This is a genomic window from Pantoea sp. alder81, from assembly GCF_020179835.1.
Lineage (GTDB): Bacteria > Pseudomonadota > Gammaproteobacteria > Enterobacterales > Enterobacteriaceae > Pantoea.
On record NZ_JAIUDA010000004.1, the window covers coordinates 248,633 to 267,733 of the forward strand.

General features: G+C 51.7%; 15 protein-coding genes. 7 read left to right on the forward strand and 8 right to left on the reverse strand.

What is annotated here, in order from left to right:
• Positions 1-49 precede the first annotated feature (49 nt).
• On the forward strand, positions 50-571 hold the full coding sequence (locus tag LBW88_RS13495; protein ID WP_224932784.1) for a GNAT family N-acetyltransferase: 522 nt from the start codon (positions 50-52) through the stop codon (positions 569-571).
• Here LBW88_RS13495 and LBW88_RS13500 read toward each other — a convergent pair.
• Genes LBW88_RS13500 through LBW88_RS13515 form a run of 4 tightly spaced genes read right to left on the reverse strand, consistent with a single transcriptional unit; the run spans position 568 to position 5,205 of the window.
• Entirely contained in the window at positions 568-1,968 is a 1,401-nt protein-coding gene (locus LBW88_RS13500) for an ABC transporter ATP-binding protein (RefSeq protein ID WP_224932785.1), read from the reverse strand. The two genes, LBW88_RS13495 and LBW88_RS13500, sit on opposite strands and share 4 nt — an antisense overlap.
• Positions 1,965-2,747, reverse strand: coding sequence for an ABC transporter permease (locus LBW88_RS13505; RefSeq protein WP_224932786.1), 783 nt, complete (start codon positions 2,745-2,747; stop codon positions 1,965-1,967). The genes LBW88_RS13500 and LBW88_RS13505 overlap by 4 nt, the downstream gene beginning before the upstream one ends.
• Positions 2,744-3,679 carry an ABC transporter permease gene (locus tag LBW88_RS13510; protein WP_224932787.1) on the reverse strand — a complete coding sequence of 312 codons (936 nt, stop codon included), beginning with the start codon at positions 3,677-3,679 and terminating at the stop codon, positions 2,744-2,746. Before LBW88_RS13510 ends, LBW88_RS13505 begins: the two co-directional genes overlap by 4 nt.
• Positions 3,679-5,205 (reverse strand): ABC transporter substrate-binding protein, encoded by a 1,527-nt coding sequence (locus LBW88_RS13515; protein WP_224932788.1) that lies wholly within the window; start codon positions 5,203-5,205, stop codon positions 3,679-3,681. Before LBW88_RS13515 ends, LBW88_RS13510 begins: the two co-directional genes overlap by 1 nt.
• Before the next feature lie 190 nt (positions 5,206-5,395).
• Here LBW88_RS13515 and LBW88_RS13520 point away from each other — a divergent pair, with 190 nt between their 5' ends.
• The gene (locus LBW88_RS13520; protein ID WP_034822328.1) at positions 5,396-5,581 is read left to right on the forward strand and encodes a tautomerase family protein; all 186 of its coding nucleotides are present in this window, start codon (positions 5,396-5,398) and stop codon (positions 5,579-5,581) included.
• A 42-nt stretch (positions 5,582-5,623) separates the two neighbouring features.
• On the opposite strand, the gene LBW88_RS13525 is transcribed toward LBW88_RS13520, so the two are convergent.
• From LBW88_RS13525 to LBW88_RS13535, 3 genes are all read right to left on the reverse strand, one after another.
• Positions 5,624-5,941 carry a helix-turn-helix domain-containing protein gene (locus LBW88_RS13525; RefSeq protein WP_224932789.1) on the reverse strand — a complete coding sequence of 106 codons (318 nt, stop codon included), beginning with the start codon at positions 5,939-5,941 and terminating at the stop codon, positions 5,624-5,626.
• On the reverse strand, positions 5,934-6,323 hold the full coding sequence (locus tag LBW88_RS13530; protein ID WP_058960458.1) for a type II toxin-antitoxin system RelE/ParE family toxin: 390 nt from the start codon (positions 6,321-6,323) through the stop codon (positions 5,934-5,936). Before LBW88_RS13530 ends, LBW88_RS13525 begins: the two co-directional genes overlap by 8 nt.
• Before the next feature lie 431 nt (positions 6,324-6,754).
• Positions 6,755-8,131, reverse strand: coding sequence for an aldehyde dehydrogenase family protein (locus LBW88_RS13535; RefSeq protein ID WP_224932790.1), 1,377 nt, complete (start codon positions 8,129-8,131; stop codon positions 6,755-6,757).
• 480 nt (positions 8,132-8,611) lie between these two features.
• Here LBW88_RS13535 and LBW88_RS13540 point away from each other — a divergent pair, with 480 nt between their 5' ends.
• From LBW88_RS13540 to LBW88_RS13550, 3 genes are all read left to right on the forward strand, one after another.
• The gene (locus tag LBW88_RS13540; protein WP_224932791.1) at positions 8,612-9,541 is read left to right on the forward strand and encodes a RepB family plasmid replication initiator protein; all 930 of its coding nucleotides are present in this window, start codon (positions 8,612-8,614) and stop codon (positions 9,539-9,541) included.
• A 2,108-nt stretch (positions 9,542-11,649) separates the two neighbouring features.
• Positions 11,650-12,849, forward strand: a complete 1,200-nt coding sequence (locus LBW88_RS13545; RefSeq protein ID WP_224932792.1) for an AAA family ATPase — start codon at positions 11,650-11,652, stop codon at positions 12,847-12,849.
• Positions 12,850-12,856: 7 nt separating this feature from the next.
• Complete coding sequence (locus tag LBW88_RS13550) at positions 12,857-13,828, forward strand: ParB family protein (protein ID WP_224932793.1); 972 nt, start codon at positions 12,857-12,859, stop codon at positions 13,826-13,828.
• Positions 13,829-14,275: 447 nt separating this feature from the next.
• Here the strand turns inward: LBW88_RS13550 and LBW88_RS13555 are convergent, their stop codons facing one another.
• Positions 14,276-16,207, reverse strand: coding sequence for an aliphatic sulfonate ABC transporter substrate-binding protein (locus LBW88_RS13555; protein WP_414004086.1), 1,932 nt, complete (start codon positions 16,205-16,207; stop codon positions 14,276-14,278).
• 276 nt (positions 16,208-16,483) lie between these two features.
• On the opposite strand from LBW88_RS13555, the gene ssuD reads away from it, so the two are divergent.
• Together ssuD and LBW88_RS13565 are read left to right on the forward strand one after the other, a co-directional pair.
• On the forward strand, positions 16,484-17,656 hold the full coding sequence (gene ssuD / locus LBW88_RS13560) for an FMNH2-dependent alkanesulfonate monooxygenase (RefSeq protein WP_224932795.1): 1,173 nt from the start codon (positions 16,484-16,486) through the stop codon (positions 17,654-17,656).
• A gap of 14 nt (positions 17,657-17,670) precedes the next feature.
• Positions 17,671-19,077, forward strand: coding sequence for an FAD/NAD(P)-binding protein (locus tag LBW88_RS13565; RefSeq protein WP_224932796.1), 1,407 nt, complete (start codon positions 17,671-17,673; stop codon positions 19,075-19,077).
• The last annotated feature ends 24 nt before the right edge of the window (positions 19,078-19,101 follow it).

Below are 19,101 nucleotides of genomic sequence, written 5' to 3' on the forward strand. Positions count from 1 at the left end.
GGGACACAGTGGCATGCTGTGTTTTTCGCTAGCCGATTATCAGGAACATATGGATATTATTCCCGCCCGACCCCATCACGCCGCTGCCATTCAGAAAATCTATGCGTGGCACGTCATCCACGGCACCGCCACCTTCGAAACCGAACCACCTAGCGAAAGCGAAATGCTTAACCGCGTTAAAGATGTGCAGCAGCGCGGTGGCTTCTGGCTGGTGGCGCAGGAGGATGAACAGGTATTAGGTTATTGTTATCTGGCGCCTTATCGACCGCGCTATGCCTATCGCTTCACGCTGGAAGATTCGATTTATCTCGATAATGAACAAACCGGACGTGGCGTCGGGCGAGCGTTATTGCAAAAAGCGATTGCGCTGGCAGAAGCAGCAGGCTTTCGCCAGATCATCGCCATCGTGGGAGATAGCGCCAATCAGGGATCGCTGGGATTGCACCGGTCGCTCGGCTTCGAGCACACCGGCGTGATGAAATCGGTGGGATTCAAACATGGCCGCTGGCTCGACACCGTCGTGATGCAGCGCTCACTGGGTGTCGGTGATAGCCAGCCGCCAGAGCGTTAAGCCGCCTGCATCGCGATCACGCGATCTGTCCCCTTCTCCAGCAGTTCGCGATCGTGGCTCACCAGCAGTACGCCGCACTGCTGGTGACGCGCCATCTGCGTTATCAGCTGCAGGGTTTGCTGCTGTACCAGCGGATCGAGTCGCGATGTTGGCTCATCGGCGAACAGGAAAACCGGTTCAAGCAGCATGACGCGTAACAGAGAAAAGCGCTGTAACTCGCCGCCCGAGAGGGAATCCGGGCAGCGCGTAAGTAATGAAGGATCTAACGCCAATTGCTCCATTAGCGTGTCGCGTTTAGACCGTTCAATGCGATGACGGCGCAGCACATCCTCCAGGCTTTGTGACAGCGTGCGCATAGGGGGAAACAACGCCGAGGGATCCTGATAGATCTTCTGATACTTCAGCGCGCTCGCCGCAACATGACGTGTGATACTGCCCTGTTGTGGCGCGAGTAATCCCAGTAATACGTCGCCAAAACTGCTTTTCCCACTGCCGCTGGCGCCATGTAAACCGACAATTTCACCAGCATGCAGGGTGAAGTTTTCTGGCACGCCCAACGTATTTCCACCGCGCTGCAGTTTTATTCCCTGCGCGCTCACCACCGGTTTGCTACGGATCACCGTGCTTTGCCGTTGCGGCCAGGCAACGGGGTCGGCGGCCAGCAACTCGCGGGTATAGCTCTGCTGCGGGGTGTGTAACACCTGCTGCGCTGTACCTTGCTCGATCACTTTGCCTTTGTGCATGACGATAACGTCGCCGCCTAACTGACGCGCCAGCGCGATATCGTGCGTGATGGTCAACAGCGTTCCGCCTTCAGCCACTTCACGACGCAGCAATGCAGAAACGTCATCGCGTCGGGACACATCCAACCCCTTGGTCGGTTCGTCTGCTATCAGGATCTCCGCACCACCCGAGCGCGCCGCTGCAAATGCCGCGCGCTGGGCCATGCCACCGGACAGTTGCCACGGGAATTTCTGTGCCGCAACCTGTAATCCCAGCTGTGCGAGGTCATCCTGCGAAGCCGCAACGCTTCGCGGCGCGGAATGCCCTCGAATATAGCGATAGCCTTCCTCAACCTGCTGCTGAATCGCCATGGTGGGATCCAGCGCCAACCAGGGTTCTTGTGGCAGCGAGGCCATAGTCCTTCCCCACAAGCTACGTATCGCATCACGATCCTGCGGTAACTGATAGCGTTGACCGTTGATGATCAAGGTTCCGCTGGCCTGTAATGTCTCCGGCAAAATTCCCATTACCGCCTGCGCCAACAGGCTTTTTCCTGAGCCGGTTTCACCTAATAAGGTGAGCGGCTGGCCAGGTTGCAAGTGAAAATCGACCGGTTCCACCAGCGTGGCATCTGCTGTTGATACCGTTAGGCCAATGGCCTGTAATCCCTTCATGCACGCTCCTTTTTCATCATCAGGTTGAGGCTTATCAGCAATAAAAACAGCGCGGCAACGGGCTGCAACAGTAACCAGGGGGCTTCCCAGGCAAAGGGCAGCAGTTCCGTCATCATCAAACCCAGTTCCGGCGTCGGTGGTCGGACACCCACGCTGATAAAGCCCAGTGCCGATACGGCCATGATGGCACTGCTGAACGAGAACAGCGCAACTGTGAGCAGTACCGGTGCGAGTGCCGGCCACAGGTGGCGACGAAAACGGTAAAGCGCGTTAAAACCCAGCAGTTTTGAAGCCTGCATGCCTGGTGAATGCACAATCGGAAGTAAGGTGGCGCGCGTTACGCGGAAGAATTCCACCCACAGTACCAACGAGATCCCCAGCCACAGCATCTGCGGCGAATCAGGGGCAATCGCCGCCAGTAACAGCACCAGCAGCAAGCCGGGTAGCGCGAGATACATATCACTCAGCATACTGATTAAGCGGTCCAGCACACCGCCATAAAGCGCACTGAACGCGCCAGCCAGCACACCGACCAGCATCGCACTGATCACGCACAGTGCAGCCAGACCCAGTGACAGGCGCAGCGCCGCACTCAGGCGCGGCAGCATGTCACGCCCCAGGTGATCAAAACCTAACAGATTGGCCTGGCTGGGCGGCTGCAACATGTTGAGTAGCTCTTGTTGCAGGGGATCGCCATGATGAAACAGAGGCAGTAAAAAGGCGTAGCTCAGTAGCAGAGCCAGCAGCAGTAAACCGGCATGACGTGAAGTCAATTTCATGGACGCGTCCCTCGCGGATCAAGCAGATGGCAACCCGCATCCACCAGCATGTTAAGCAGTACAAACAGCAGGCCGAGCGTCATGGCACTGGCCTGTATCACCGGCACATCGCGGGCGAAGATGGCGTGAACCAGTGCATGACCGATGCCTGGCCAGGCAAACAATGTCTCTACCACTACCACGCCTTCCACCAGCCAGACAAACTGCATACCGAACCAGGTGAGTACCGGTGTTCCCAGATTGCGTAAACCGTGACGTTGCAACAAGGTGGCGGGCGCCAGACCTTTTTGCGCCCCCCAATGGTAATAGCCTGCATTCACCACCTGCCGGGTGGCTTCGCGCACCACGCGCACGCCCACCGCGCTCAGGGACAAGGCCAGCGTCATCGCCGGTAACAGGAAATGGCGCAGCTCACCGTGTCCCGCAGTCGGCAGCCAGTCGAGTTGCAGCGCGAACAACACGATCAGCAGCATACCCAGTGCAAAATGCGGCACAGACTTAAGCATCGACGTCAGCCAAAACAACAGCCGATCCAATTTGCCATTGGCGTGGCAACCGGCCCAGATACCCAGTGGCAGCGTGATAACCAGCGTCAACAGCAATGAAACGCTTGCTAATGCCAGCGTCTGGCTCAGTTGCCATCGCAGTTCGTCCATCACCGGTTCGCCGGAGACCAGCGAACGGCCAAAGTTGAATTGCAGCAGATCGAACAGCCAGTGCAGTAAGGCGCTGCCTTGATCGGTTGCACCGTTTAACTCCTGCTGCACGCGCGCGACAGCATCCGCATCAACCCGATCATAGCCGTAGCGACCACTGGCAATACGCCACGCCATATCGCCCGGCAGTGACCGGACCAGAAACCAGGTGAGTAAACCCACCGAGAGCACGACAAAAAACGCCTGCATTAGACGCCAGCTTAGTTGTCTGATCATCACGGCTCCCATCGCAGCTGGCGCAGGCCGAAGTGACGTTCAAACGGATCGAGCGCGACGTTTTTCAGTTGGCTGTTGATCGCTGCCGATTGTTGATACCAGGCGATTGGAATCACCGGCAGATCCTGTTGCAGCGCCGAAGTGATCAACGTTCGAGCCTGGGCACGCGCGGAGGCATCGGTGGATTGCGTCAGGGTATGCAGTGCGCCACTGAATCCCGCCGGATGCCAGTTCATCGCTCCCCAATCGCCGCCTTTCTCGGCGTAATCCTGCAGCAAGGTGCCGGTTGGATCGGGCGTTAGTGCAAAGTTGCGTGAGAACAGCGCCAGTTGTAATTTCCCGCTGTGATGCTGGGCAGGAATTTCGCTGGCATTGGTTGAGTTGATTTTCACTTCTATACCAACTTTGCGCAGCTGCTGCTGAATAACCATCGCCATCAACGGCAGTTCAGGGCGATCCGGGAATGTCAGCAGCGTCAGGCTAAATCGCTGACCGTTGCGTGTCAGCACGCCGTCTGATCCTGATTGCCAGCCGGCTTTTTGCAACAGAGTGATAGCCTCATCGGGCTGATAGGCCAGTGGTTGCAGTGCCGCGTTGTGCCACTCACCCATGTTCGGCGGGAACAACTGACTGGCAGCACCCGGATAGCGCAACACCGCCATCGCCAACGCGTTGCGATCGATCGCCATGCTGATCGCTTCGCGCATCGGTTGTTCGGCTAACAGCGGATCGCCCAGATTGAGCTTCAACATCAGCGTGCGCGGCACAGAAATGGCGGGAAGCTGCAGCGCAGGCTTACGTGCCAGACGCTGACGGCTGGCTGCATCAAGATTGAACACATAATCCTCATCACCGCTTTCTGCCAGTAGCGCGCGGGTTTCTGCCCGGCCGGAGGAGAGATAGCTGGCTGTGGCGATATGCGGTTTTTCACCCCAGTACGCTTCAAAACGTTTTACTGCTAACGACTGCGGCGGCTGAAAGGCGGTCAGCATGAAGGGACCACTGCCGATGATGCGCGTAATGTTGCCCTGTGCATCCCAGCTGGATAGCGCCAGTATTTGTGAGCGGCTTTCAGCCAGGACGGAAAGCAGTGGTGTGAAAGGCTCGCGCAGTGTGATGGTCACCACCTGCCCTTCCCCGCTGATCTCAGTGATGGGTGTTTTATCCAGTAATCCCGCTTTGTTCCGCGCAGTGTTGAGTGATTTCACTACCACTGACGCATCCAATGGCGAGCCATCATGAAAGCGCACGTTATCGCGCAGTTGTAATTGCCAGCGCAAACCGTCTTCCGAGACCTGCCAACTCTTCGCCAAAGCCGGGATCGGTTCACCGCGTTCGTTCACTTCCACCAGCGTTTCCACCACATCCATGCGCAGAAGGATGTCACCGGAAAGCGCCGGATCGGCACCTTTAATTTCAAACGGAGCGGCAATGCGCACCGTGTTTTCCTGATGCTGCGCCGCGAAAGAGGCGCACGAAGCCAGGCCGAGCGCCGTGGCGATCAGCAATTTTTTCATTGATTTCATTATGGTTTCCGAAAAATACCGCTACAAAAATCCCAGAGAAATTACGTTATAACATAACAATACACATTTAAACACAGATCGCCTGCGGGGATAAACGGTTTGCGCGGGTGTTTATGACAAATTGACACTGCATGCTCGGGCGTGACTGGGTTATGCTGAACCGAATCTGACCCCTCAAGGAGAAACGGAAATGCCAGAGATCGTTGTCTATGCTGCGGAAGGCCGCACGGTTGAGCAGAAGAAGAAGTTGCTGAAAGCTGTTACTGCCGCAGTCGCGGACTCGTTTGAGATTGATGCCAATTCAGTGACGGTCTCAATCATTGAAACGCCGAAGCATCATAAATCTAAAGGCGGCGTGCCGTTTGATGAGCGGTGATTTGAGATTTGAAACATAAAAGCCCTGATGGGCTTTTATGTTTTACAGGATGAAAACCGCTGGGCCTTTATCCTCAATGGTGTTGAGGATACGCAAAGCCGCTTTATTGGGTTTACTCTCGTTCCGTTCCCACTTTGAAACACTCTCAACTGACATGCCGGTGGTCATTGCTAATGCTGCCTGCGACATCTTCCATCTTAAGCGTACCGCTTTGATCTCAATCCCAGACATAGCGCGTACAGGCGGGATATTACGTGCTTCGATCGCCGCGCTGATTTCCGCAACCGTCTCGTCCTGAACAATTCCCAATTGGTTATAGCGCTGCGCCATATCGTGGATTTTCTTTAAGCGATCAGTCATCACAAGTTACCTCGATTAGTTCTTTTAACTTAATCAATTCCCGGACCTTCTCATCTGACATCGCAATAAAATCCCGAGCGATACGGCAATAAGCATCAATTTCATCATCTTCAAGTTCTTTGCCTTTCTTCTTTGACAGCTGACTTTTCAGGTACATATCAAAGAAATAAATGTTGTTGCCATAATTGAAGAAAACAATGCTACGCGCGCCGTCAGATGCCCCAACACCGGGCAACCCAAGTCGTTTTTTGAACGTGTAACGTCCTAATGGGTCGCCATGTAATCCCGCAAAAATCGACTTTGCAGCTTTACACAAAATTTTATCATTGATGCGTGCATTACATCTCTCTTCCTGAAATTCTGGCGTCAGGTAAATGCCCATTTACCCCTCCTTGCCTTAAAATATCCGTAAGCGTGACTATAGTCTTGGTTACGGGTCAGGTCAAATTACAAGCGAAGGACTTGGTTGAACCTATGTGCTAATAACCGCAATAACATGTGGTTAAAGTCGCTAAGTTTGTTGTGCATTCACTGTAGTCAGTAAATCCAACCTGACAGCACGCAATTGCACAACATCTACATAGGTATCAATTCAACTGAAAAAGTCCAATATGCCAGTATCTCAATCAATCTGATTTGGTATCACTTAGAGGCTACATTGCGGGGAGATCAATAGTTGGTATGTTAGTAAGCGCATACATCTTTAGCTATTGAAAAGAATCTGCAGAGTGCATTTGCTTTGCGGTGAAGAATGAGCAACATGACGGAATAGAATTCGGGGAATCAGGGCGTGCACTGCACGCCCTAAAAGTCTTAACGACGGTTCTTCCAGACGGTCTGGATATTACAGAATTCGTGGACACCAAAGCTGGAAAGTTCACGACCGTAGCCGCTCTTCTTCACGCCACCAATCGCCACACGGGGATCGGAAGCACCGTTGCCATTGATAAACACGGCGCCGGTTTCCAGTTTCTCTGCCAGCTCATTCGCCATCGCTTCGTTACCGCTCCACACGGTGGCACTCAAACCAAATTCGCTGTCGTTGGCCAGTTCTAAAGCATGCTGCGCATCACGTGCTACGGTAATCGCCGCCACAGGGCCAAAGATCTCCTGCTGGAAGGCGATCATGTCGGGTGTCACATCAGCAAGGATCGTTGGGGCATAGTAGTTGCCGACGCCATCGATCTTATGACCACCGATAACCAGGCGCGCACCCTGTTTCAGGGTTTGCTGTACCTGCTGGTCTAACTCATCACGCAGATCATAACGCGCCATCGGTCCGATATAAGTTTCTTCATTCAACGGATCGCCAATTTTTAATGCCTGCACAGCAGCGCTAAAACGCGCCTCAAACGCTTCTGCGACACTTTCTTCAATGATGAACCGTTTGGCTGCCATGCATACCTGTCCGGTGTTCTGGTAGCGTCCTGTGACCGCTGAAGCCACTGCTGCATCGAGATCCGCATCGGCAAGGACGATAAAAGGATCTGCACCACCCAGTTCCAGCACGGTTTTTTTCAACACGGCGCCGGCTTGCGCCGCAATCGCTCCACCTGCCCGCACACTTCCAGTCACTGCAACAGCAGCAATACGAGGATCCTTGATCGCTGCTGAAACACCGTCGTTATCCACGTTAATCACGGTGAAGCCACCTTTTGGCAGATCGGTCGCATCAAATAGTTCCGTCATGAGATGCGCTGAACCCATCACACTTGGGGCGTGCTTCAGCACATATGTATTCCCTGCCAGCAGCATACTGACTGCGCCGCGCAGCACCTGCCAGTAAGGGAAGTTCCACGGCATCACGGCGAGGATCACACCTAACGGGCGGAACGACTGCCAGGCTTGCTGATTTTCCACCAGCGTGGGTTTGTCAGCCAACATGGCCGGACCCTGTTCTGCGTACCAGTCACAAAGGTTCGCGCATTTCAGGACTTCAGCACGAGCCTGTGCAATGGGTTTACCCATCTCCAATGTCGCCATTGTGGCGAGTTGATCCTGACGCTGACGGATCTGTTCTGCTAACTGACGCAATACGATGACACGCTGAGCCATGCTGGTGGCGCGCCATTGTGTGAAAGCATCAGCGCTGGTCTGCAACGCAGCTTCAAGCTCAGCTGCATTCTGTAGTGGATAGGTTGCGATGATTTCGCCAGTGGTAGGATTACGTGAAATAACGTTGTCAGTCATAAGATGCCTTCGTCATGAGTTGTAGGGTGTGAATATGGCTTTCACCTTACGCTCTGAGAAGATTGATGAAAAATGAATAATAGTGAGGAAGTTGTTCTCTTCTGATGAAAGCTTAGGATGCTATTCGCAAAGAATTAATGTTTTAACGCTATTGATGGGATCAATCCTACTGACTTACATATTCCGACAGTTTTTGATGGCAGATGCTGATTCTTCATAGGGTTATGCAGTTATACAGTGAATAGATCTTAAAGAAAGATCATAGAGAGATCTTAAAGAGATCCTAAGAGATCCCCGATCGCTGTAAGCCGCACCCCACAAGGCCTGAGAAGGTGATCGCGTTCACTATAATCAGAAAAACGTTCACTACAATCAGCATAATATTCACTATAGACTGTAGAATGTTCACTATAAACAGTGTTAATGTTCACTGTAATCAGAAATCGATCCTTTTCATCCACAGAATGAAGATCTCAGGCTATGGCAGATAAAGAGAGTGAAAACAAAGCGTTACTAGAACCTTTTCTGTCGGTGACAAAAAATAGTGGTGAGGTTATTCAGCTTCATCCCAATAAAAATAACACCGTACAACCGGTCGCCTTGATGCGCCTGGGTCTGTTCGTTCCGACACTAAAGTCTACTGCGCGTGGGAAATCGGGCGCGATGGCTTCAACGGACGCCACAAAAGAGCTCAAGAACCTTTCATTGGTTAAATCTGAAGGCTATGAAAAGATTACCATTACTGGCGCAAGGCTGGATATGGATAATGATTTCAAAACCTGGGCTGGCATTATCCAGTCTTTCTCGCGTTATCCCTCAAAGGGCGACACGGTGACGCTGCCGTTTATTGATTTCGTGAAAATGTGCGGGATCCCTTCGGCAAATTCATCAGCGGCCTTACGTAAGCGTTTGGATGCCTCTTTACGACGCATCGCAACCAACACGTTGTCCTTTGAAGGTAATGGCAAAGCGTATCATACCCACCTTGTGCAGTCGGCGTATTACGATCGCGAAAAGGATCTGGTGCGTATCCAGGCCGATCCTAAGCTGTTTGAGCTGTATAACTTTGACCACAAAGTCTTACTTCAGCTGCGTGCCATCTCACGCCTCAAACGTAAGGAATCGGCTCAGGCGCTGTATACCTATCTTGAAAGCTTGCCAACCAATCCCGCGCCTATATCGTTAGCGCGTCTGCGTATGCGCTTAAACTTAGGGTCTAAGACCACCACACAAAACCACGTGGTCCGACGCGCGATGGAGCAGCTCAAAGAGATTGGCTACCTCGACTATTCTGAAGTGAAGCGTGGACGTTCTGTGTTCTTTATTATTCACAGCAGGACGCCGAAGCTTGATGGTATCAGCAACCTTGAGAGCATTGATTCCCTCGATGAAATCGAGTTTGAAGACTGATTTTTCGCGTTCACTGTAATCAGCGCCCTTCCTGAGAGAGTGTCACTTTATCGCCAAAAGTGACACTCACCTCTTTCACTCTGTTCACTGTAATCAGCATACCTTCACACATTCACTGTAATCAGTAACGTTCACTGTAAACAGTATCCAGCGACTCGCTAATCTCACTTTCACTTATATCGCTCTTATAATAGACGATTCATTGGGCTAATAATTGATAGTGAGTACTTACCAGGTGGGTATTTATCTCGGGCATCTCCCACAATTGGTATCGATTGCTGATTACAGTGAACATTGGGAATGCGGGAAGCTTATGCTGATTACAGTGAATGTTGGTTGTGAAGGGGCAACTGATTACAGTGAATGAATTAGGTTAACTTGATGAATTTTATCGTTAATATTATGGAATGTGTCATTCATTCACTGTAATCAGTTTAATCGCTGTACAAGTAAACAGTAAAAGTGACAGGGTTGCTCACCTTCACTGATTACAGTGAATTTTCGCCCTCATTGCAGATTGCAGTGAACGTTATGCCAATGAGATTGATGATGGATTTAAGGAGGTGATCCTGTGCGTCACGCTGTCACTGATTACAGTGAATGCTCAACTGCCCTCCCCTCTTCCGATGCACATCTCTCCCCCGACCTCTATGGCCGCCGAGGATCATTCTACTGATTACAGTGAACGTTAATGGTCTGACTGCCGATGAGCTGTTACTGAATACAGTGAATGTTTTGGCTGTGGATTCGGTAGTATCAGGAAGACGGTCATAAGTGGTTTGCTGATTACAGTGAACGTTTGAGCTCACAGGCAGACATTGTTTTTCGCGTTGAGCCTGTAATTGAGGCGGCTAAAATACTCATCTCTCATCTCTCATCTCTCATCTCTCATCTCTCATCTCTCGTCTTAAAGCTCAAACCGACCATACTTCCCGAGGCGTTCCCCCACTCATTCCTCATCGAACATGGCTCTTCAACCCTCACCCATTGAGCATGATTAACCCTTCAACTGTCTTCACAACTCTTCCACTGAGCATCATTAACCCTCCAGGACTCGCCAGTCATTGCACCAGCTATCTTCTATTCACCATGAGTCACCACTAACCACTTATCAGCTTTAACTCATGAGTAAGTAGCCATGAGTCCTCAATGATTTTCATCCTCTCTCATCCATGAACACGCAACCATCACTCGGGAGCCATTAACCGCAACTGGCTACTCAACATGGGTTACTGATTACAGTGAATGTTGATCGCCATTCCAGACCGTTTTTTCATTCCTGACTCCTGACTCCTGACTCCTGACTCCTGACTCCTGACTCCTGACTCATTCACTGATTACAGTGAACGTTCTGTCTATTACCCGCTCCCCTCTCACCGATAATGGTGATTCCATTCAGAACGAAATTACTGACTATAGTGAACGCTGCGCTTAGCGAACGATTTGGCTTACTGATTACAGTGAACGGTTGATTGCGACTTAGACAAACTGCTGATTACAGTGAATGCTTGTGAGCCATACGAGGTGTCGTTTACTGATTACAGTGAACACTTGGTAAAAAGCGAGGCTACCCAAGCGCAGTCTACTGATTACAGTGAATGCTCATATTGGAACTCAGCCGTCGCGAACCAAACTGAATCGCCCACTACTGATTCCGCCATGGGCTACCCAGGGCATTCAAAGCGCAGCGTAAGAAACAAGTCATGCTGATTACAGTGAACGTTACGCCGATGCTTGCTGATTACAGTGAACCTTATGCCGATTGCAGTGAACGTTTGCTGATTACAGTGAATGTTTAGCTGACTGCAGTGAACGCAGAGCGTGATTTCAGTCGCAATACCCTGCCCTTTAATCTCGTGCAACGGACACTCCAAATACTGATTACAGTGAATGTTGGATCAAATCAGCGAATGCGGCTTTGGTCACACTTTCACCTTTTATTATGCTCTGGTTAAAACAACATCGCTGATTACAGTGAACGTTTGCACTAACACCCTCTTACTCAAGGTCTTTTCATAAACCTAAGAGTTTCGCATTAGATGAGATAGATTTGCCTCATGTGCAGGATTTCGGTATAAAGTCATAAATCCTACATGTGTGGAGCAAGTATGGCTAACGATGAGAAGCAAGTTCTGAAAGTCGCACAACGTTCAGAAAAGATGCTGATGAGCCTGACGGAACAGATTCAGGCGCAGAAAGAAGAGTTGAAAGAAAACACTTTTTATCAGGTTTACGCTAAAGCGGCGTTAGCCAAACTCCCTAAATTGACGCGTGCGAGCGTTGATTACGCCGTGAATGAAATGGAAGAGAACGGCTATCCATTTGATAAACGTGCTGCGGGCAGCTCGACTAAGTATGCGATGTCGATTCAGAACATCATTGATATCTATCATCACCGTGGTGTTCCAAAGTATCGCGATCGTCATGGAGATGCGTTCACGCTTTTTGTGGGTAATCTCAAAGGCGGCGTATCAAAAACCGTATCGACGGTCTCACTGGCCCATGCGTTACGTGCGCATCCGCATCTGCTGTTTGAAGATCTGCGTGTTTTAGTCATCGACCTCGACCCGCAATCCTCTGCCACCATGTTCCTCAATCATGAGCGTTCGGTAGGACTGGTGGAAGCCACAGCGGCTCAAGCGATGCTGCAAAACGTGGGCCGTGAAGAACTGCTGAACGAATTCATCGTGCCATCAATTATTCCCGGCGTAGACGTTCTGCCGGCTTCGATTGATGACGCCTTCATTGCTTCACGCTGGGAAGAACTGTGTGCTGAGCATCTGCCTACGCAGAACGTGCATGCGGTTCTGTATGACAACGTCGTAGCAAAATTGAAGAAAGATTATGACTTCATCTTCATCGACAGTGGCCCACATCTGGATGCCTTCCTGAAGAATGCTATCGCAGCGTCTGATTTATTGATGACGCCGGTTCCTCCCGCTCAAGTTGATTTCCATTCAACGTTGAAGTATCTGACGCGCCTCCCGGAACTGATTGGCATTATTGAGGAATCGGGCGCATCCTGCCGCTTGCAAGGCAACATCGGCTTTATGTCGAAGCTATCGAATAAAGCGGACCACAAGCTCTGTCACAGCCTGGCGAAAGAGATCTTTGGCGGCGACATGCTGGATGCTGCGTTACCGCGTCTGGACGGCTTTGAACGTTGCGGAGAGTCATTTGATACGGTGATCTCTGCGAATCCATCGACATATGTGGGCAGCACCGAAGCCTTGAAGAATGCGCGTTCGGCAGCGGAAGATTTCGCTAAAGCCGTGTTTGATCGCATTGAATTTATTCGCCTGAACTGAGGTTACTATGAGCGCAAAACGAATCACGATTGGCCGTACCTTCAGCCAGACACCTTTGCAGACAGAGGATGCTTCCGACGGACATTCTCAAACCTTCATCCTCTCAACCGGTAAGCGTGCCCTGTTCACGCTTGAGCACATTACGGCGAAGGAAATCGAAGAAAAAACCTATGTCGTCATGGAAACCAATGGCCGCGATCAGTCAGGCCTGACGCCAGAATCGCTGCGCGACATCATTCGCACTATCAAATTACAGCAGTTCTTCCCTGCTATTGGTGTGAAACAGGGCGACCGTATCGAAATCCTGGATGGCTCCCGACGTCGCGCGGCGGCTCTCCACTGCAAAACCGGGCTGGATGTGCTTGTCACTGAGGTCGCCATCACAGCCGATGAAGCTCGTCGTCTGGCACAGGACATCCAAACCGCGCGCGAACATAATCTGCGTGAAGTAGGAATGCGTTTACTGTCATTGAAGGACAGTGGCCTGTCACAGAAAGAAATTGCACAGAGCGAAGGTCTTTCGCAGGCGAAAGTCACGCGTGCATTACAGGCTGCGAGCGTGCCACTGGAGCTGGTGACTTTGTTCCCCAATCATTCCGAGTTAACTTACCCGGACTACAAAACGCTGCTGCAGGCTTATGAAAAGCTGCAGGAGATTGGTCAGTCGGTTGAAGCGTTAATTGACACCATCGGCATGGATGTAGACACAGTCTGCGCACGAGATGGCCTGGCTGAAGATGAAGTGAAAAATGGTATTTTGCGTCTGGTACGCAATGGCAGCCAGACGCTGATCCAGTCGCCAGCTAAGGATAAAGCTGTCGCCACACCTCTCTGGTCGTTTGCAGATAAAGATCGCTATGCCCGCAAGAAAACGCGAGGTCGCATGTTCAGCTACGAATTTAATCGTCAGTCTAAAGAGCTTCAGGATGAGTTAGATAGAGTGATAAATGAGACACTCAACAAATATCTCAATCAATAGCGAAATGCCGCCTTCGGGCGGTTTTTTTTGCCTGAATTTCAGCTTTTCGCCAGTGCTATTTCATCGCTAACTGTATGAAAAATATCTAACCTGCGTGGAAATTTCAGGCTGAAATCGCCAATTATTTCATCGTGTCCCTTTGCTAAAATCTCATGCGACTTAGTTTTGTGAATCAGTGATGGAGGCAAATTGACCAGCTGGATAGGAAATCGACAAAGGTTATTTAAAGGAGGATTTTAAACTGCGGATGTTCTGAAATTCGCTAAGTTCGCCAACACAATTTCACGATTAATTTATTGAATTTAAAGTGTTTTATGATTTAATTTCAGGCTGAAATCGCCAGTATTTCAGCGAATTTCAGCTCTTCATTAATGAAACTAACCCGGTTTAGCCAGATGATATACAATGATTTATCCACAGAAAAGGTGGATAACTTTATTGGCGAAGTCAGGCCGTTAGCGACAAGGCATTGAAAGATTGCCAGACAGCGTCCCGAACGCGAACAGGTTTGTTTATCAGACCCAAGGCATAAAAGCGATCGGCGATAATCTGCTGCTCTTTGATCACCTCAAACGCCATTGAACGCGTTTTATGACTGCGTCGGGTCAATGCCCTCTCGACAGCCAATATATCAAGACCTAATTCCTGCGCGAGCAGACCAGCCGCTTCATGGCGATGACTATCAATAAAAATGCCAGTCTGCTGCAAGCTATCTACCAGCTGCTGGACCACGTCATGATGTTTTTCTACATAATTGCGACGGGCCAGATAGAATTGGTGGTTGCGGACACGTCCCTCACCATTGGCAAGCACACGCAATTCAGAATTGCTCTCTGCCGCACTGAGCAAAGGGTCCCACATCATCCAGGCATCAACAGCGAGATTATCACTCGCGGTCAGCGGATATTTCGGCGGCGCATACACCACTTTCAGTTCATCAAGGGCGATACCCGCTTCTTCCAACACTTGCAGCAGTAACCAGTGAACATTAGAACCTTTATTGACCGAAATGCGTTTACCGCGTAAATCGGCAATGCTACGAATATCGCTATCGACCGGAACAACAATCCCCACGCTGCTTGGCGCTGGTGGTTCCCAGGCGATGTAAGTTACGGCATTGCCATTCGCCTGGGCAAAAATAGGCGGGACCTCGCCGGTGGTACCAAAATCAATCTCATTATTCTGCAATGCATAAAGCAATTGAGGCCCGGCAGGAAATTCGCTCCACAACACGCTGACGCCCTGCTGTGCAAAGCACTGCTCAAGACTTTGCCGTGCTTTTAACACGCCAAGATTACCGAATTTCTGATAACCAATACGCAACTCTCGTTCCTGATTAGGCTCAAGAGAAGAGGCAGTTGCAATGTGACTCGCCGTCTTACGCCGTCCTTTTATCATTCCCTGATGAGCAAGATGAGTACGCAGTGTGTGGCGGCTGATGCCAAGTAACGTCGCGGCCTGCGTCTGATTTTGATCGGTGAATTCCAGCGCGTTATTAATCAGACTGGCAATCACGCGATCAAACAGCTGATTGGGCTTGGTGGAGAGTTGTTGACGCAGGAAGCTATCAAGCGTTGATTCCTCCGCACTGTTGAAACCCTGTTCACTGTGTCCCGCCAGTCGCAGCTGGGTTGACGTCAGCGTCTCTTCCCGGCTGAGGAGCACTGCATTATGTAGCGTATTTTCCAGCTCACGAATATTACCCGGCCAGCTGTACTCAAGCAGTGCTTCCAAGGCATCAGGAGATAAGCGGCGTGCCGGTCGACCTAAGCGACGTGCATAGAGTGAAAGGAAATACTGCGCCAGTAGCGGGATATCATCACGACGCTGACGCAATGGCGGCAGCGGCACTACCGCAATGTTGAGACGATAGTAAAGGTCTTCTCTGAATCGTCGTTCGCGGATCGCCTGTGCTAAATCTACGTGGGTGGCAGCGATGACACGCACATCGACTTTGATCGGCTTGCGCGAACCCACACGCGTAATCTCGCGTTCCTGCAACACGCGCAGCAATTTAACCTGTAATGAGAGACTCAGTTCCCCAATCTCATCCAGCAGCAACGTGCCGCCCTGCGCGGATTCAAACCAACCGGGATGAGATTGGGTCGCGCCGGTAAATGCCCCTTTCTCATGACCAAAGAGTTCGGCCTCAGCAAGACTTTCCGTCAAAGCGCCGCAGTTAACGGCGAGGAAGGGGCCATGTCGGCGTTGGCTATGATGATGCAGATAGCGTGCCACCACTTCCTTACCCGTGCCGGTCTCGCCGACAATTAATACAGTGGCATCCGTGGGAGCGAATTTATCGAGGAGTGATTGAAAAGCGAGAGAAGCCGGGTCGACTAAACGCGGTGAGTCGGTGTAATTGCTATAGTTGGTCAGCATAGTTTGATGTCCATTAAGGAGTATCAGTACACGCTAAACTTTGCTATTCAGTGTTAACAGCAGGAAAAAAGCATAAGCAGTTGCATATGCAGCAATAGCTGTAGGCGGTAAGTTGCCGATGCAACTACCCGATTACGGCTTAAGTCCTTAACCTGCTGAAATACCGCAATAATCACCAGAGCCAAAGCTGGCACGCTTTTCGCTAATAGCCATATAACTAAATAAGCAGTCCGAAATGACCATTTTTTAATAAAGTTATATAGGAAAAGCATAATGGCCGAATCCGCAAACAAGAATATTAATGTCTTCTGGTTTCTCCCGACGCACGGTGATGGACGCTATCTGGGCACCACGGAAGGTGGGCGCCCGGTTGATTTGGCTTACTTACAGCAGGTGGCATTAGCTGCCGACAATCTCGGTTTCTACGGCGTGCTGATTCCCACGGGTAAAAGCTGCGAGGATTCGTGGCTGGTCGCGTCTGCACTGGCACCCATCACCAAGCGCCTGCGCTATCTGGTCGCCGTTCGCCCTGGACTTCAACCACCGACACTGGCTGCGCGCATGGCCACAACCCTGGATCGCCTCTCTGAAGGACGTTTGCTGATTAACGTGGTGACTGGCGGTGACCCGGTTGAGAATAAAGGCGATGGCATCTTTCTCAATCACAGTGAGCGCTATGAAGTCACCAAAGAGTTTCTTGATGTCTACAGCCGTTTAATGCGCGGAGAGAAGGTTGACTATGAAGGGCAGCATATTCACGTTGAAGGCGCTGAGGTGTTGTTCCCGCCCGTTCAGGAAAATGGCCCACCGCTCTACTTTGGCGGTTCGTCTGATGCAGCCATTGATGTTGCCGCTGAGCAAATCGATACCTATCTGACCTGGGGTGAGCCCCCTGAGCAGGTCGCAGAGAAGCTGGCGGTGGTCCAGGAACGTGCAGCTGCGCGCGGACGCAAACTGGAATACGGCATCCGCCTGCATGTCATCGTGCGTGAAACGGAACAGGAAGCGAAAGCGGCGGCGGAGAAACTAATTGGTCATCTGGATGAAGACACCATCGCGCAGGCGCAGAAGATCTTTGCGCGTATGGATTCAGCAGGCCAGGCGCGTATGAGCGCGCTGCACAAAGGTTCCCGCGATAATCTCTATATCTCGCCAAACTTATGGGCAGGCGTCGGTCTGGTGCGCGGTGGAGCAGGAACGGCATTAGTGGGCAGTCCTGAGCAGGTCGCAGAACGTATTCGTGAATATCAGGCATTAGGTGTGACCAACTTCATCCTGTCGGGATATCCACATCTGGAAGAAGCGCATCGTGTGGCAGAATTGCTGCTGCCGCTGTTACCGCTGGCAAATGGTCAGCAGCAGCGTTCGCGCACTATCAACACCGGGCCATTCGGTGAAACCATTGGTGGTGATAAGCGCCCTTCAAAGCAGGTGAGCGCCAGCTAATGCAGGAGAAGACGATGGCACGACCACATATCATCATCACGGGTGGCGGGTTTAGCGGAACTGCACTGGCGATTCATCTCGCACGCCAATCGTCCTCTCCATTACTGATTACAGTGGTCGAACCGCGTGAGCAACTGGGCGGTGGTGTGGCCTACTCCACGCAAGAACCGGCGCATCGCATCAATGTTCCGGCTTCACGCATGCAACTCAGCGGTGATGAGCAGGGCGCCTTTGACCGCTGGTATCGTCAGCAGCCGGAGTGTTCACTGGATTCAGCAGCCCATTGCGAAGACGGCTCAGTCTATCCGCAGCGCGGTATGTTTGGTCGCTATCTGGCAAAGCAGTTTGCCCTCGCGGCAGAACGGCATCCGCAGATTGAGCTACGACACGTTCAGGCCAGTGCCATAGCGTGGGAAGGGCAGCAGCTATTGCTCAGCAATGGTGAGACGCTACAGGGCGATGTGCTGGCGTTAGCGATTAGTCACCCGCCGCCATCATTGCCTCATTCGCTGCAACCCTTTGCCCATCACCCAGCGCTCATTGCCAATCCATGGCAAGCCGGCGTGCTGGATGTGATAGATCCTGACGCAGCTGTAGCTATTATTGGAACCGGCCTGAGCATGGCGGATGTGGTTGCCTCATTAGGCACCCGCCACCATCGAGGCCCATTAACCGCCTTCTCGCGCCGTGGGCAGCTCTCACGCGCTAATCTGCAGGGTGAGTGGCCTGAATGGACGTTAGCGCCTCAGAGCGTCCCTGGCGTGCGTCTGTGGCTGCATCACATCAGGGATGAGGTTGCCCGTGCGGCACGGCAGCAATTACCCTGGCAGCGCGTGCTGGACGATGTACGCGCACAGGGCCAAACCATCTGGCAATCGTTGCCGTTGCGCGAGCAGCAGCGCTTTGTGCGCCATCTGCGTTCATGGTGGGATGTACATCGTTATCGCATCGCGCCGCAGGTGTCTGCAGAAATCATCAGACGACAGCAGCAGGGTAGTTTGCAGGTGCTGGCAGCCAGACTGGACGCCATCACTGTACAGGGCCATCAGCTGGCAATCACGCTGCGCACTCGCCAGGGTGAAACGGAAACGCGCCTGCTTGATCATCTGATCGTCACCACGGGACCCGGGCATGATGCGCTGACTCAAAGTCAGCCGTTGTTGCGTTCGCTGAGTGAACAAGGCCTGGTCCGAGGTGACCAGCTTGGCTTTGGTCTCGATGTGGACCTGCAGTCACACGCACTTAATCAGCAAGGCCTGCCCAATGCTCGCCTGTTAGTGGTGGGCCCCGCTGCACGCGCACGTTTCGGTGAGTTGATGGGGTTACCACAGGTAGCCGATCACGCTGCTGCCGTTGCTCAGCAAATTCTCAAGGAACTTAATATCGCTCAAGACGAGCGATGTCCCCCTTACGCTTCTTAATCTCTCAAACATCCTAAAAACACA